Source organism: Streptomyces sp. BR1 (assembly GCF_052373795.1).
In the GTDB taxonomy this organism is placed as follows: Bacteria; Actinomycetota; Actinomycetes; order Streptomycetales; family Streptomycetaceae; genus Streptomyces.
In genome coordinates this window covers 3,183,270-3,198,575 of the sequence record NZ_CM126252.1, presented here as the reverse complement: position 1 = coordinate 3,198,575, position 15,306 = coordinate 3,183,270, and the positions used below count along the sequence as shown (strand labels likewise).

Here is a 15,306-nt window from a genome sequence, read left to right as displayed (position 1 = left end):
CGAGCGTGTACTGCCTGCAACGCAGTCTCCTCGGTGGGGCCGTCTGGCGGTCCAAGAGCGTATGGACCGGTGGACAGCCGGTGGACAGACGCCTTTGGACGGGGCGGCGTGAGGTACTATGGGGCAGCCCGGAGCACGTGCTCTGATCAGGCGAAACGCCACGAGAGGGCATCGTGCGGCATCCCGTGGCATGAATGTCTTCGACCTCGTAATGCGTAGGTCTCGGGTTCGAATCCCGAAGGCGGCTCGGATTAACCCCAGGACTCACTCGCCGTGACCTGGGGTTTTTTCATGCCGTGACCCGGCGGGGGCGAAACTCCATGATCTTTGCGCCGTCATGTGTGGCCGTTGTGCGGCCATTGGTGTCTGCGACTGCCCTGGCTCCCTGGGCGACGTGGGCGGGGGCTGTCTGAAAGACGGTGCGGCTGGTACGGCGGGTGGACCGACTCGGATTCATGGGTATGGGCCTCCAGTCTGTGGACGGCAGGCGCAGGTGATCTGGGAAGGTCTCAGGGGGGCGACAGTGCTTCTTGATCAACTTCCGGCGCTGATCGGTGTCGTGGTCGGCTCGACGGCCTCGTACGCGACGCAGAACCTGACGGAACGCCGCAAGTGGAAGCGACAGCGGGAGGAGCGGTGGGACGAGAAGCGCTTTGAGACGTACGGTCGCTACGCCAATGCTCTGAAGGCCCAACTCCGCATCGCCCAGCGCATAGGCGCGGCCAAGGGATTCACCGACGTCGCCGACCCGGCGGACCCGGCTGAATGGCTGCCGTTGCTCGCCGAAGCCGAGTCCCGTCGCGCGGAGGAGTGGGAATCAGTGCTGCTCGTCGGGGACGCGGCGACGATCGCGGCGGCGCGGCGGTGGCACGAGACGATCTGGACGATCGAGCTGCTCGTACGCGAGGGAACGGTTGACAACGCCAAGTGGACGAAGGCCCACCAGCTGGCCAGTGCGGCACGTGATGCCTTCTATGTGTCCTCGCGGCGCGACCTGGGGATCGCCGGCGCACCCCCTCCCTCTGGAGAGTGGCCGCGGCCCTGGCGGGTCGAGCTCTCCGAGTGAGTGTTGGGCGGCGTTCAGGCTCTGGTTCCGGTGGCCCGGCCCTTAGCAGTCTTGATGTCTGCGATCACGACCCGGCGGGTCCAGTTCATGGCGTTCGAACCGCCCCGTGCAGTCGTAGTCGTCCACCATGTTCAGGTGGTGGGGAACTCCGCGCGGAACGCGTCCAGCGCGGCGAGATAGTCCGGGCGGGCGCTGTCGGTGGTGGGGAGGGCGGCCAGGCCCTCGGATGCCAGTCGTTCCGCTGCTCGGAGGACTGTTGCCGTCAGTTCTGCGGCGTTGGCCCTGCCGATGGGGCCGGTTGCCGAGGTGATGGTGAGGTGTCGCTTCTCCTTGTGGAAGGTCAGGCCGAAGGACGTGTCCGCGCCGGTGAACTCCAGGGTTTTGGCCCGGCCCCGCAGCCACCCGCCAACGCCGTCGAGCAGGAGCGGGACGGACAGGTAGATCATCATCCCCTGGTCCGGGGTGTGGCCGGTGGAACGGGCCTCGCCGAGTTCGCCGGAGCAGACCATGTCGCCCAGGTCGAAGCCGTCGGGCTCGCCCTGGCCCGGGCGTACGGAGAACTGCATGGTGATCATGGGGTGCAGCTCATTTCTGATCGGAAGGGCCAGGTGGGACGAGAATCCCACCTGGCCCTCCCCGCACGCCTACCCGTCCTGTTCCGTCAGGGGGTCAGTCGATCCCCTGCGCGAACGAGAACACCCCGTACGGGTCGTACTTGGACTTGAGGTAGGACAGGCGGTCGTAGTTGACGCCGTAGTACGCCTCGCGCCAGTTCTGGAGCTTCGGGTCGATGAAGTTCTGGTAGGACTCGCCGCGCGAGATCGGGTCGACGGCCGCGAAGCCGTTGTCGCAGAAGCGCTGGGCCGAGTCGAGTTCGGCGCCGGACAGGACGCCGTTCGCGAAGCTGTAGTACGACGTCAGGAGCGTGCTGTCGCGGTGGACGTACGCCGTCGCCGTGCGCGAGACCGTGTTCGCGGCGCCGCCGAGCGCCACGATCTCGAACATGTGGAAGTGGCCGGCCGTGCGCTCGGTGTCGAAGACGCCGACCATCCGGGCCCAGTCGGACTCGCTGGGCGTGTCGCTCAGCAGGCGGCCGCGGCCCAGCGCGTTGCCGAACGGGGCGAGCTTGCCGTTCGCCGGGTCCCAGGTGTTGTTGTGGCACTGCTGCTGCGAGTAAGTGCCGCAGCCGAAGATCTTCATCATCGCGGACCGGTACGTGTCCGTGTAGATGTTCTGCTGGACGGGGTTCGTGCCGGTCGCGGCGATCAGGCGGGCGATCTCCGTGTCGAACTCCGCGCGCGTGCCGACCGACGCCACCTGGATCACCACCAGCGGCGCGGCGCCCGGCGTCGCGTCGAACAGGTCGATGTTGGAGCGGCTGCCGAACGTCGTCGGCGCGCCTTCCAGCCACTGGGTCAGGCCGTGCAGCGCGCCGACCGCGTGGTCGTAGGTGAAGGTCAGCTCGGCGAAGTTCAGGTTCGGGACCGCCGACGGGGTCACCGTGTACTGCGTCACGATGCCGAAGTTGCCGCCGCCACCGCCGCGGATCGCCCAGAACAGGTCCGGGTTCGAGGTCGCCGACGCCGTCACCTGGCGGCCGTTGGCCAGCACCACCTTCGCCGCCGTCACGCTGTCCAGGCCCAGGCCGTGCGAGCGGGTGAGCAGGCCGACGCCGCCGCCCTGGAGGAAGCCGCCGAGCGCGACGGTCGGGAACAGGCCGCCCGGGATCGCCAGGCCGCTCGCGCCGAGGCCGTTGACGACGTCGACCAGCTGCGTACCGCCGCCGACGGTCGCCGTGCCGGAGCCGGGCGTCACCGCGTTCAGCCGCGAGACGTCGATGATCATGCCGGTCGTGGTCGAGTAGCCGCCGCCGCTGTGGCCGCCGCTGCGCGCGGCCACTGGAATGTCGTGGTACTGGGCGAAAATCAGGCTGTTGGTCACGTCGTTGGCGTTCGCCGCGTACACGACGGCCTGCGGGTTGGTGAGGCTGAACTGGGCGTATTCGACGGTCTTGGCCGTCTGGTACGAGGAGTCGGACGGCAGCACCAGCGTGCCCGTCAGATTCGCCCGCAGCCGGTCCCATTGGCTGGTGGTCGTGGCGGTCGCGGTGGTGAAGCCCGACAGGGACAGGGCCGCGGCCCCGGCTCCCGCCATCCCGATGAGCGACCTGCGTGTGATCATTCCGTGCTCTCCCCTGTGATGCCGAATGACATGAAGACGACCCATGCCATGAGTGCGATCCCCGGCCCCTGTCCCCCCACCCCAAGGGCTGGGAATCCTGCCATGTTTCCGTCAGGCGGGTGGGGCAGTTGACCAGTACGGCGGAACCTCGACCCCCGCTCAAGTCCCGTTGGAATCAGGGATATTGGGCTGCATCACCACTGGGGGTGGCGTTCAAGTGTGGAGCTCCCGCCTAGGGTGAGGTCACGGCGACCAGACGAAAAGGCGGTGAACATGGCGGACTCATGGGTCAATTCCGCCGAGCGGATCGGTGCCGACCTCCATGTGGAACTGGCCGGATCCGGCAGTCGGCGCGCCGCCCTCATCCGGGCGCTGCGCGAGGCCGTACGGGACGGGCGGCTCGCGCCCGGGACGCGGCTGCCGCCGTACCGTTCGCTCGCCGCCGACCTCGGAATCGCCCGCAACACGGTGGCCGACGCGTACGCCGAACTCGTCGCCGAGGGCTGGCTGACCGCGCGTCAGGGTTCCGGCACCCGCGTCGCGCCGCGCGCGGAGCCGGTGAAGGCGGCCCGGGTGCCGAAGAAGGTGCCGTACCGGGCGCCCGCGCCCGCGCACCAGTTGCGGCAGGGGCAGCCGGACGCCGGGTCGTTCCCGCGCGCCGCCTGGCTGGCGGCCGCGCGCCGCGCGCTCGGCGCCGCGCCCAACGAGGCGTTCGGGCCGGGCGATCCGCAGGGGCGCACGGAGCTGCGGCACGCGCTCGCCAACTACCTCGCGCGCGTGCGGGGCGTACGCACCACCCCCGACCGGATCGTGATCTGCTCCGGCTTCGCGCACGCCCTGCGGCTGCTGTTCGGCGGCGGCGTGCTGCAAGGGCCGCTGGCGGTGGAGGCGTACGGACTCGGCTTCCACCGGTCCGTCCTCGCCGCGGCAGACGTACGTACGGTGCCGATCGGCCTCGACGAGCAGGGCGCGCGCGTGGAGGAGCTGGTGGAACACAAGGGCGTACGCGCCGCCCTCCTCACGCCCGCCCACCAGTTCCCGACCGGCGGGCCGCTGCACCCCGCCCGCCGCGCCGGGGTCGCCGACTGGGCGCGGGCCCGGGGGCGGGTGATCCTGGAGGACGACTACGACGGCGAGTTCCGGTACGACCGCGAGCCCGTCGGGGCCGTGCAGGGGCTTGATCCCGAGCGGGTCGTGTACGTCGGCTCGGTCAGCAAGAGCCTGTCCCCGGCGGTGCGGCTGGGCTGGATGGTGCTGCCGGACCACCTCGTCGGGCCGGTCCTGGCGGTCAAGGGCGAGCGCGAGGCGTGGGCCAGCGTCCTGGACCAGCTCACCCTCGCCGAGTTCATCGAGAGCGGCCACTACGACCGGCATGTGCGGCGGATGCGCCAGCGCTACCGGGGCCGCCGCGACCAGCTCGTGGCCGCCCTCGCCGAACGCGCCCCGCACATCACGGCAACCGGCATCGCGGCCGGCCTCCACGCCGTACTGCGACTCCCGCCCGGCACCGAGCGCGCGGTGCTGAAGGCCGCGGCCTGGCAGGGGATCGCCCTGGACGGGCTCGCGGAGTTCCGGCATCCGGATGCCACGGATGCCGGGATGCGGCACCCGGACGGCCTGGTCGTCGGCTACGCCACCCCGCCCGACCACGCCTACCCGGCTGCCCTGGACGCCCTGTGCCGAGCGCTGCCGCCCGCACCGTGAGTTTTAGGGTGTTCAGGGCAACGCAAGCGGCAAAGGGGAGTGGCAGAAGTGACGGACGTCATAGGCGAGTTCGGCTGGGAACGGCTCACGGGCGAGTTCGACGGCGAGCGCATCAGCTGCGCGACGGCCGAGCCGACCGGAGCCATCGCCTCCGTCACCGTCGTCCTGCTCCACGGCGCCGGACTCGGCGACAAGGCGCGGCTCGTCGAACTGGGGGAGGACTTCCGGGCCAGGGGCCACCGCGTCCTCGCCCTCGACTTCTCCGGACACGGCGAATCCAGCGGCGAACTCGGCGAGTTGAGCCTGGAGCGGCGGTTCGTACAGGCGCGGGCGGCGATCGACGCGTACGTACCGCAGCAGCACAGCCTCGTCCTGACCGGCTTCAGCATGAGCGGCCAGACCGTCGCCGACCTGGCCGCGCACTACGGCTCCCGGGTGGCGGGCATCGGGCTCTGCGCGCCCGCCGTGTACGCGGACGAGGCGTGGTCCGAGCCGTTCGGGGCGGAACCCGGCGCGCCGGGCACCCCGCCGGACGCGCCCGTCTCCCGCTTCACCGAGATCCTCCGCACACCCGACAGCTGGCGCGACTGCCGCGCCCTGGACGTCCTGCGGTCGCTGCGCACCCGCGCGGTGCTGGCCGTACCGGCCATGGACGAGATCATTCCGTACGCCGTCACCGAGGCGGTGGCGACCGCGCTGACCTGCGGCAACGAGAGCCGCGTCAGCCACCTCGTCTTCGAGGGCGCGCATCACCGCCTCGGCGTGTGGTTCCGCGAGAACCCCGTCGAGCGGGCCCGGTTCGTGGACGCCGTCCTCGACGACCTGGGCTCGGACGGCTGGGGGCTGGCCCGGGCGTGGGTCGACAAGACGCTGCCGGCGGGCGAGCGCGTACGGGACGCGGTGGCGCTGCGGGGCGGGTGGACATCGCAGATGCGACGCGTACGTACGGAGGCCGAAGGCGCACAAGAGGGAAGGGAGTTGGTGCTGCGGTCGCTCGCCAAACCGTTCTACCGCCGCCACGCACCCGGCCTCCTCGCACGCGAGGCGGCGGTGCTCACGCTGCTGGCCGACACGGACGTACCGGCGCCCACCCTGCTCGCGGCCGACCCCCACGGCGAACACTGCGACCACCCGTCCCTGCTCATGACCCGCCTGGAGGGCGAGGTGCGCCTGGACGAGGACGGCCTGGACCACCGCATCCCCCTCCTCGCCCGCCAGTTGGCGACGATCCACCGGGTACGGGCGGAGGGCCCCGACCGCCCCCGCACGTACGAGCCCTGGACCTCGGCGGACCGGGTCCGCATCCCCGCCGCCACCCGCCGCCCCGACGTCTGGCACCGGGCGATCGACGTCCTGCGCCAGGAGCCGCCCACGTACGAGGGACGCTTCCTGCACCGCGACTTCCACCCCGGGAACGTGCTGTTCACCGGCACGGGCGACCAGACGCGCATCACGGGCGTCGTCGACTGGGTCGAAACCTCCTGGGGCCCGGCCGACCTGGACGTGGCCCACTGCTCCACAGCCCTGGCGCTGCTGCACGGCGTAAGCGCGGCGACGAAGTTCCGCCACCACTACTGGACCGAATCCCCCCATCCCGCCCAAGCCGCCCCGTACTGGCTCCTCTTGGACGCCCTCACCTACGCGCCTGACGCGGAGAAGCTGGCCACCCCGTGGCGAGACCTGGGCCGCACGGACCTGACGCAGGAGGTGTTGGAGAGGAGGCTGGAACAGTACGTAACGGCAGTCCTGGGTGAGGGCGTGTGATCGGCCCGGAGGGCCGTACTCAGGGGCGCGGGGCTGTGACATTGTGCGGCTCCGCCGCGTGGGCGCGACCAGCCCCCACCGGCCCGCAGCGATCCGGCAACCGACACCTGAACCGGCTCAAAGGTTGTACGCCCACGTAAAATTGCCGCAAAAAGTCCCGCCCGTCGCGCGAGCGGCACTCGCGGTCACCACAGCCATGGGGCGGGCCGGGGACGGACGAGATCCCCGGGCACCACACAAGGGGCACCCGAGGATCTCTCTGTCCTTCGGCTCCGGCCGGACGGTGACACTCCCCCGAGTGTGGGCATCCACCGAGCACCGGCTGGCCGGAACCGATGCATTGATCAAACCAGGCGGCACCAACAGATCGCTAACATGTGGCCAACGGTCAACGGTCAAGAGGGCAGCCGCTGGACGGTCGATGGGGCAACCGGTGGAGGTCGGTGTGTGCATTCGGTTCGGCCTGCTCGGGCCATTGACCGTGCGCGGGGAGCCGGTCGGAAGTGGCAAGATCCGGTCCCTGCTGACCGCCCTGCTGATGCGGCCGGGCCGGGTCGTCCCGATCGAGGACCTGAAGCTGGCGCTGTGGGGCGACGAACCGCCCGCGTCCGCGACCGCGTCGCTGCACAACCATGTCGCCCGGCTGCGTCGGCTGCTCGGCGGCGAGGACCGGGTACGGGCGGTGCCGCCGGGGTACGCCCTGCGGGTCGACCCGGGCGAGCTCGACTCCCAGGTCTTCGAGGCGCACGCGCGCGCGGCCCTCGCCGCGCACAACACGGGTGACTGGCCGGTGGTGGCCGAGGAGAGCGCCGCCGCCCTCGCCCTGTGGCGCGGCGCCCCGCTCGGCGGCCTCTACGACCCGGCCGACGGCGAGCCCGCCCTCGTGCAACGGCTCGGCGAGACGAGACTGCTGGTCCTGGAGTGGAAGTACGAGGCGGAGCTGCGGCTCGGCCGGCATGAGGGGATCGGGCCGGAACTGGCGGCGCTGACCGGGGAGTTCCCGCTGCGGGAGGCGTTCCACCGGCAGCTGATGCTGGTGCTGCACCGCACCGGGCGGCAGGCGGAGGCGCTGGCCGTGCACCAGCGGCTGCGGCGCACCCTGGTCGAGGAGCTGGGGGTCGACCCGGGTCCCGCCGTCCAGGAGGCGTACCAGGAGATCCTGCGCGAGCCCGTCCGGCCCGTCGAGCTGCCCGCACCCGCCCAACTCCCGCCCGGGCCCGCCCACTTCACCGGCCGCACCGATGTGGTGGCCGCGCTGTGCACCGCGCTGACCGGGCGCCGCGAGGGGGACGCGTCCCCGGGCGCCAAGGACCTGGAGCTGTCCGGAATCGTGCGTGCCGGATGCGCCCCGGCCGGACCCACCTACCCCGCCGCCTTCGCCGCGCTGTCCGCACTCGCGGGTCCCGGCGCACCGGTGCTCGGGGGGCGCACCACGGCCCGCCCCGACCCCGTGAGCGCCCCGAGCGCCGCCCCGATCGCCGTGGTCACCGGTATGGCCGGGGTCGGCAAGAGCGCGCTCGCCCTGCATGTGGCGCACACGCTGCGCGAGGAGTTCCCGGACGGGCAGCTCTATCTCAATCTGCGCGGCGCGACCCCCGGGCTCGCCCCGCTCCCGCCGATCCAGGCGCTCTCCGCGCTGCTCAGCGCGCTCGGCGTCGACTCCCGGCAGGTCCCGGACGTGCCGGACGCGGCCGCGGCCCTGCTGCGCTCCCGCCTTGCCCCGACCCGTACGCTGCTCGTCCTCGACGACGCGGCCTCGGCCGCGCAGGTGCGGCCGCTGCTGCCCGCCGGGGACGGCTGCGCGGTGGTCGTGACCAGCCGTTCGCCGCTGGCCGCGCTCGACGGCGCGACCCGCTTCCCGCTCACCCCGATGACCCCGGCGGAGAGCCTGGGGCTGCTCCGGGCCGTCTCCGGGCGCCAACTGCCCGATGGTGCGGCCAGGTTGGTGGAGCTGTGCGGACGCCTTCCGCTGGCTCTGCGCGTCGCGGCCGCCCGCCTCGCCGCCCGCCGCGCGCTCAGCCCCGACGCGCTCGCCGGGCTCCTCGACGCCGAGGACGGGCGCCTGGACCATCTGGAGTACGACGACCTGAGCGTGCGGCGCTCGCTGGCCGTCGCGCTCGGCGCCCTCGACCGGGACGCGGCCCTCGCGCTGCGCCGCCTGGGCGCGCTCGACCTGCCCGCGTACGAAGTCCCGGTCGTCGCCCGACTGATGGGCTGCGACGAGCAGCGGACCGGGGCCGCGCTCGACCGGCTCGTCGACGTCGCGCTGCTCGAAGAGATCTCGTACGGGCGTTACGCGCCGCACGACCTGGTGCGGGACTTCGCCCGCGAGCTGGCCGCCCAGGACGCGGAGCGCGAGGAGGCCGTCGAGCGCGCGCTGCGCTGGTACGCCGAGGCCGCCCGGCAGAGCAGCCTCGTGCTCGCCCCGCCCCACCGCGAGGGCCCGGCGCGGGTCCCGGACCCGGTCGGTGACGCGGCGCCGTTCGCGGACGTGGAGGCCGCGCTGGCCTGGGGCGACCGCGAGATGCCCGCCGTCCAGACCCTCACCGAGCGGTACGCGCGTACGTCGCCGACGGTGTTCCTGCTGGTCCGGGCGTACTTCAGCCATCTCCAGTACCGGGGCCGGTACGGCGTGCTGCGCCACCTCAACCGGTTCGTCCTGACGGCCGCGCGCGCGTGCGGCGACCGGGTCGCCCAGGCGCACGCCATCGGCGACCTCGCCGGGGCGCACTTCCTGGCCAGCCGGATCGAGGAGGCGCTCGCCCTCAACGACGAGGCGATCGCGCTCTGGCGGGAGCTCGGCGAGCGGCAGCGCACCCAGCGCACCCTCGCCAACCGGGGCATGCTCCTGGAGCGCCTGGGCCGTTACGCCGAGGCCGCCGAACCGCTGGAGCAGAGCCTCGCCCTGACCCGTGAACTCGACGACGCGTACGGCGAGGCGATCATCCTCAGCCACCTCGGCAACCTCCATGAGCACACCGACGCGCGCGTGGCGATCGGCTACCACGAGCGCAGCCTCGCCGCCGGGCGCCGCATCGGCAGCGACCTGCTGACCCACACCGCCCACTGCAACATCGGCTACGCGCACATCACGCTCGGCGAATGGGCGGCCGGCGTCGTCCACTTCGAGGACGCGCTGCGCATCCTCGGCGAGCACGGCGACTGGCACGGCCGCTCCCAGTCCGGCGTCGGCCTGGTCCGGGTCCTCGGTGAACTGGGCCGTACGGACGAGGCGTTCACCACCTGCACGGCCCTGATCGACCAGGCGGCCGAGCGCTGCGACAGCTACACCGTGGGCCTGGCCCGCCGCGAGTACGGCCGCCTGGAACACGGTCGCGGCGGCATCGCCGAGGCGCGCACGCAGTGGCGCCTGTCGCTGACGGCCCTGGAGGGCCGCGACGCGAAGGGGTACGCGGAGGTCGAGGCGCTGCTCGCGGCCCTGGAGCCCGATGGCGACGGGGCCACCTCAGAACTCGTGTGAAACATTTCGCGACCCCCGTCGCGTCAGTGAGGTGCAGGGGCGGGAAGTGGCACAGGGGGCGGGGGAGCATGAGAATGCCGGGGCGGCAGCGGCAGTCGCGCGCGGAGGAGTTCATGGAGTTCGCGGCGGGCCGCGCGAACCACCTCTTCCGCTCCGCCTGCCTCCTGACCAGCGGAGATGTCCATCTGGCCGAGGACCTGGTGCAGGAGACGCTGGGCCGGATGTACGCGCTGTGGGGCCGGATGGCCCGTATCGACAACCCGGCCGGCTACGCCCAGACCGTTCTCGTACGCACGTTTCTCACCCACCGACGGCGGCGCTCGGCCACCGAACGCCCCCTCGGGGAACTGCCGGACCGCGCCGAGTACAGCGGCGAGGACCCGGCGCTGCGCCTCGCCCTGCTCGACGCGCTCGCCCGCCTCGCGCCCAAGGACCGGGCGGTGGTGGTGCTGCGGTACTGGGAGGACCGCAGTGTCGAGGAGACGGCGGACGCGATGCACGTCAGCTCGGCCGCCGTCCGCACCCGCTCGGTCCGCGCGCTGGCGAAGCTGCGCGAGCACCTGGGCGCCAGCCTGGCGGAGCTGTCGGCGCACTGAGCACCGAGCACGGAGTACGGAACGTCCGGCATTCGATCACAAAGCTCGATCACAAAGCTCGATCACGACGCAAGGAGTGGGGTTCACCATGCCTTTTGAGGACCAGCTCGGCGAGGCGATGCGCCGCACGGGCGACAGTTTCGATCCGCAGGACCGCCGTGCGCTGCTCGACCGGGGCCTGCGAAGCGGCCGCCGCCGGTTGGCGCGGAGGCGGGCGGCCACGGTGACGGGGAGCGTGGTGGCGCTGGCGGCGGTCGGCCTCGGCGGCGCGTGGGCGGGAGGGTTGACCGACGGTACGTCCGGCAGCTCAGGCTCCGGTTCTGCCTCCGGCGCGACCGCATCCGTAGCGGCGCCGCCGAAGGAGTCGGTCCCGGACGGGGTGGTGGTCACCTCCGACCAGATGATCAAGAACCTGAAGAGCCTGCTCCCGGCCGGGAAGACCAGCCAGGAGATGGGCCAAGGCGCGGGCCCGGGCGACAAGTTCGCCATGCCGACGGCGTCGGTCGTCCTCGACGACGGCAAGGGCGCGGCGGCCGTCGGGATCGCGCTGAGCACGGCCGACCCGGCGGGCCAGAGCGCCGCGCAGTTCGTGACCTGCCCGTCCAAGGCGCTGGTGGACTACGACCAGTGCACGGCCGAGGTGCTGCCGGACGGCTCCAAGTACATGTTGCTCCAGGGGTACGAGTACCCCGACCGCCGCGAGGAGACCAAGAACTGGCGGGCCACGCTGCTCACGCCCAAGGGCGTGCTGGTCGACGCCAGTGAGTACAACGCGCCCGCCGAGAAGGGCGCGAAGATCAGCCGGGTCAACCCGCCGCTGACCGGGGCGCAGATGAAGGCGCTGGTCACCGCCGATGTGTGGCAGAAGGTCATGGCGGGGGCGAAGGTGCCGAGCCGGGAGAAGGAGCCGGGCAACGAGCCGAGCTCGGCGGCGATGCAGCGGGAGTTGACCGCGTCGATGCCGAAGGGGCTGACCGTCGAGGACAAGGGCGGCCAGAGCGGCTACGCGTTCGTGGTCGTGAACGACGGCAAGGGCAAGAGCCTCGTCCAGATCAACGTGCAGCCCGGCATGGGCGACATGCCCCTCCAGGGCACGGTGTGGACCCTGCCCGACGGCACTCGGGTGGCCGCGGACCAGCGCCCGGGCGAGAAGGGCGGCGCGGGCGTGGTGTGGTGGACGGTGGACACGGTCCGCTCGACGGGCCTGCGGGTCGTAGTCAGCGCTTTCAACACGGGCAACCAGAACTCCCCGTCCACGCGCGAGGCTCCCGCCTTGACGATGGCCCAGCTGAAGGCGATCGCCCTGGACAAGAAGTGGACGATGCTGCGGTAGGGCTGCGCCGCTGTTTGGCTTTCGTCTGCGGGGTGGTGGGGGCTGGTCGCCCTTCTTCCCCCACCCCACCCCTTCCCGAAAGCCTCCGGCGGGTGTTGTTCGCCTGCGGACCGTGCTGGGTTGCTCGCGCCCACGCGGCGGAGCCGCACATGTCACAGCCCCGCGCCCCTTGATGGGCCCTTCGGGCCCTCTTAGGGGCGCGGGGAACTGCGCGAGCAACCCCCACCGGCCCGCAGCCGAAGCGCCGCCCACTCACTTCGCCTCGGAGTACCGCTCCACAACCGCCGTGGTGAACGGAAACCGCACCGGGGTGTCCCCAAAGGTGATCCGTCCGGCCAGCTCCCCCGCCGAGCGGATCGCCGTCGCCACATCCGCCGCCTCCTCAAGGGGACAGTGCACGATCACCTCGTCGTGCTGGAAGAACACCAGCTCGGCCCGCATCCCGGCGGACGCGAGCGACGCACGGAGCGCGGCGAGCAGCAGCAGCGCCCAGTCCGCCGCGCTGCCCTGGACGACGAAGTTACGAGTGAACCGGCCCCGTGCACGCGCGTTGCTCGATGCGTACCCCGGGGTGAACTCGCCCTCGGGGGAGGCCAGTTCGGCCTCCTGAGGCAGTCCCGCCTCGCCGTCCTCACCCGCACCGGCCGCAGGTGGGCTGGTCCGCCCGAGCCACGTCCGTACGAGCCGCCCCTCCTCGCCCGCCTTCGCCGCGTCGTCGACGTACGCCACGGCCTTGGGGAACCGGCGCCGCAGCGCGGCGAGGTTCTTCAGGCCGTCGCCGGACGTCTGCCCATAGATCGCGCCGAGCAGCGCCAGCTTCGCGTGCTCGCGGTCGCCGGAGAACGCCCGGTCGGACAGCGACGTGTAGAGGTCGCCGTCGTGACCGGCCACTTCCATCAGCCCCGGGTCGCGGGAGATCGCGGCGAGGACGCGCGGCTCCATCTGGTCGGCGTCGGCCACCACCAGCCGCCACCCCTCGTCGGCGACGACCGCCTGCCGTATGACCTTGGGGATCTGCAGCGCACCCCCGCCGTTGGTGGTCCACCGGCCGCTCACCGAGCCGCCCGGGGTGTACTCCGGGCGGAAGCGTCCGTCCCGTACCCAGTCCTGCAGCCAGCTCCAGCCGTGCGCGGTCCAGATCCGGTAGAGCTTCTTGTACTCGACGAGCGGCGCGACGGCCGGGTGGTCGATCTCCTCAAGCGCCCATCGCCGGGTCGAGGTGATACGGATCCCGGCCTCGGCGAACGCCTTGATGACGTCGGCGGGCAGATCGGGCCGCACCCGTCGGCCGAACGCGGCCGACACCTCGTCCGCGAGCTCGGCCAGGCGCCGGGGCTCGCCACCGCCCGCGTACCGCTCGCCGAGCAGGCCGTGCAGCATCTCGCGGTGGACGTCCGCCCGCCACGGCAGGCCCGCCCGGTTCATCTCGGCCGCGACCAGCATCCCGGCGGACTCGGACGCGGTGAGCAGCCGCATCCGGCCGGGGTGCGCCGCCGCGTCGTGCCGTTTCTGCTGGTCCGCGTACACCTCGACCAGCGCCTCAAGCGGCAGCCCGGTGCCGCTCGGCGGCTCGAACAGCGGGGACTGGCGGCCGGGCTCGGCGGCGCGGGCGGGGGGATCCGGCGGCACGGGCAGGCGGTGCAGCCGGGCCCAGGCGGCCGCCGCCGAACGCGGCTCGCCCAGGCGCCCCTCATGGCCCAGGAGCAGCAGCTCGGCGTCCTCGATGTCGTAGCACCGCTCGACGCGCACGCCCGCCGCGAGCAGGCGCGGGTAGATGTCGGCGGTCGACCGCCACACCCAGCGCGTCACCTCGGGCCGCGTCCGCACGGCGGCGGCCAGCTCGCCCTCGTGCACCACGGCCCCTTCGGGCAGCCCGTCCCGCCCGAGGGCGACGAGCCGCGCGCCGCCGTCCTCGGTGGGGTCGATTGCCCACTTTCCGTCCACGAGTGCGAGTGTGACACCGGGCACTGACAATGCCCTGGTGAGCGCGGCGCGCACGGATACGCAAGGGAGACACTTCGATGTCAGCGGGGAACACGACGGTCGAGCGGGCACTGGCCGCCGCGCTGTACGCGGAGACGGACGCGGGCCTCGACACGGGCGCGTCGCTGCTGGCCGCCGACCCCTCGTCGGACACGGAACTCGCCCTGCGCGGCCAGGAGTTGATCACGGGGGCGTGGGAGAGGGGCTGGCAGCCGGCGGATGTGATCCGTATGGTCCGCCGCGAGCTGGCGGAGCCGCACGTACGGCTGGCGGGCGAGCTCGTACGCGTACAGCTGGGGCGGTACGAGCAGTTGCCGCCGCGCTGGCGGGAGCAGGTGGAGGCGCTGGAGGAGCCCTCCGGTCGGGCGGAGGACCGCTTCACGCGCGCGACGGCCGTCCTGGAGCTGTACCGGCTGCTGCTGCGGCTGCCCGCGATCGAGCCGGTGGGGCCGGTGCCGGGGGCCACCGTGCACGCGCCGCCGCCGCACGGCGAGCCGAAGGCGCTGACGCGGATCCGGGCGCTGCTGGTGAAGGCGGAACGGACCGAGTTCCCGGACGAGGCGGAGGCGCTGAGCGCCAAGGCGCAGGAGCTGATGGCGCTGCACAGCATCGACGAGGCGGTGCTGGCGGCGGGCGGGCGGCGCGCGGACGGGCCGGGGGCGTGCCGGATCGGGGTGGACGCGCCGTACGAGACGTCCAAGGCGATCCTGCTCGACGCGGTCGCCTCGGCCAACCACTGCCGTGCGGTGTGGAACGGCGACCTCGGCTTCTCCACGGTCGTCGGTTTCGAGCCCGATCTGGAGGCGGTGGAGCTGCTCTACACCTCGCTGCTCGTGCAGGGTACGGCGGCGATGACGCGCGCGGAGGCCGCGCAGCGGGCGGGTGGCCGTAAGCGTACGAAGACGTTCCGGCAGTCGTTCCTGCTGGCGTACGCCCACCGCCTGGGCGACCTCCTCGCGGCCACGGCCCGCGACGTGTCGTCGGCGGCTTCGGCGGCCGACGACACCCTCCTCCCCGTCCTCGCCACGCGCGCGGTGGCGGTCGCCGACCGCGCGGACGAGATGTTCCCTCGGACTGTACGGACGCGGGTGCGGGGCGCGTGGGACGAGGCGGGCTGGCAGGACGGCGTGGCCGCCGCCGACCGCGCCCACCGCGCCCCGGGCCGGGGCGCGCTCCCCCCGACAGCCTGATGCCCGGT

The 15,306-nt window shown here is 72.5% G+C and carries 10 protein-coding genes; 7 read left to right on the top strand and 3 right to left on the bottom strand.

What is annotated here, in order from left to right; all coding sequences use genetic code 11:
• Positions 1-523 precede the first annotated feature (523 nt).
• Positions 524-1,066 carry a hypothetical protein gene (locus ACT1U9_RS13815; RefSeq protein ID WP_444538592.1) on the top strand — a complete coding sequence of 181 codons (543 nt, stop codon included), beginning with the start codon at positions 524-526 and terminating at the stop codon, positions 1,064-1,066.
• A 131-nt stretch (positions 1,067-1,197) separates the two neighbouring features.
• Here the strand turns inward: ACT1U9_RS13815 and ACT1U9_RS13810 are convergent, their stop codons facing one another.
• Together ACT1U9_RS13810 and ACT1U9_RS13805 are read right to left on the bottom strand one after the other, a co-directional pair.
• Positions 1,198-1,641, bottom strand: coding sequence for a hypothetical protein (locus tag ACT1U9_RS13810; protein ID WP_444538591.1), 444 nt, complete (start codon positions 1,639-1,641; stop codon positions 1,198-1,200).
• Between the two features lie 94 nt (positions 1,642-1,735).
• The gene (locus ACT1U9_RS13805) at positions 1,736-3,247 is read right to left on the bottom strand and encodes an FAD-binding oxidoreductase (RefSeq protein ID WP_444538590.1); all 1,512 of its coding nucleotides are present in this window, start codon (positions 3,245-3,247) and stop codon (positions 1,736-1,738) included.
• A gap of 273 nt (positions 3,248-3,520) precedes the next feature.
• Here ACT1U9_RS13805 and pdxR point away from each other — a divergent pair, with 273 nt between their 5' ends.
• The 5 genes from pdxR to ACT1U9_RS13780 all read left to right on the top strand — a co-directional run bounded on the left by pdxR (position 3,521) and on the right by ACT1U9_RS13780 (position 12,125).
• Positions 3,521-4,951, top strand: coding sequence for a MocR-like pyridoxine biosynthesis transcription factor PdxR (gene pdxR, locus ACT1U9_RS13800; protein WP_444538589.1), 1,431 nt, complete (start codon positions 3,521-3,523; stop codon positions 4,949-4,951).
• A gap of 48 nt (positions 4,952-4,999) precedes the next feature.
• On the top strand, positions 5,000-6,715 hold the full coding sequence (locus ACT1U9_RS13795) for an alpha/beta fold hydrolase (protein WP_444538588.1): 1,716 nt from the start codon (positions 5,000-5,002) through the stop codon (positions 6,713-6,715).
• A 445-nt stretch (positions 6,716-7,160) separates the two neighbouring features.
• Complete coding sequence (locus tag ACT1U9_RS13790) at positions 7,161-10,196, top strand: BTAD domain-containing putative transcriptional regulator (protein WP_444538587.1); 3,036 nt, start codon at positions 7,161-7,163, stop codon at positions 10,194-10,196.
• Positions 10,197-10,270: 74 nt separating this feature from the next.
• The gene (locus ACT1U9_RS13785; protein WP_444538586.1) at positions 10,271-10,792 is read left to right on the top strand and encodes a SigE family RNA polymerase sigma factor; all 522 of its coding nucleotides are present in this window, start codon (positions 10,271-10,273) and stop codon (positions 10,790-10,792) included.
• Between the two features lie 88 nt (positions 10,793-10,880).
• Positions 10,881-12,125 (top strand): hypothetical protein, encoded by a 1,245-nt coding sequence (locus tag ACT1U9_RS13780; RefSeq protein WP_444538585.1) that lies wholly within the window; start codon positions 10,881-10,883, stop codon positions 12,123-12,125.
• Positions 12,126-12,377: 252 nt separating this feature from the next.
• Here the strand turns inward: ACT1U9_RS13780 and ACT1U9_RS13775 are convergent, their stop codons facing one another.
• A complete protein-coding gene (locus tag ACT1U9_RS13775; protein ID WP_444538584.1) occupies positions 12,378-14,069 on the bottom strand; it encodes a bifunctional 3'-5' exonuclease/DNA polymerase in 1,692 nt (563 codons plus the stop codon).
• A gap of 77 nt (positions 14,070-14,146) precedes the next feature.
• On the opposite strand from ACT1U9_RS13775, the gene ACT1U9_RS13770 reads away from it, so the two are divergent.
• Positions 14,147-15,298 carry a DUF2786 domain-containing protein gene (locus tag ACT1U9_RS13770; RefSeq protein ID WP_444538583.1) on the top strand — a complete coding sequence of 384 codons (1,152 nt, stop codon included), beginning with the start codon at positions 14,147-14,149 and terminating at the stop codon, positions 15,296-15,298.
• The last annotated feature ends 8 nt before the right edge of the window (positions 15,299-15,306 follow it).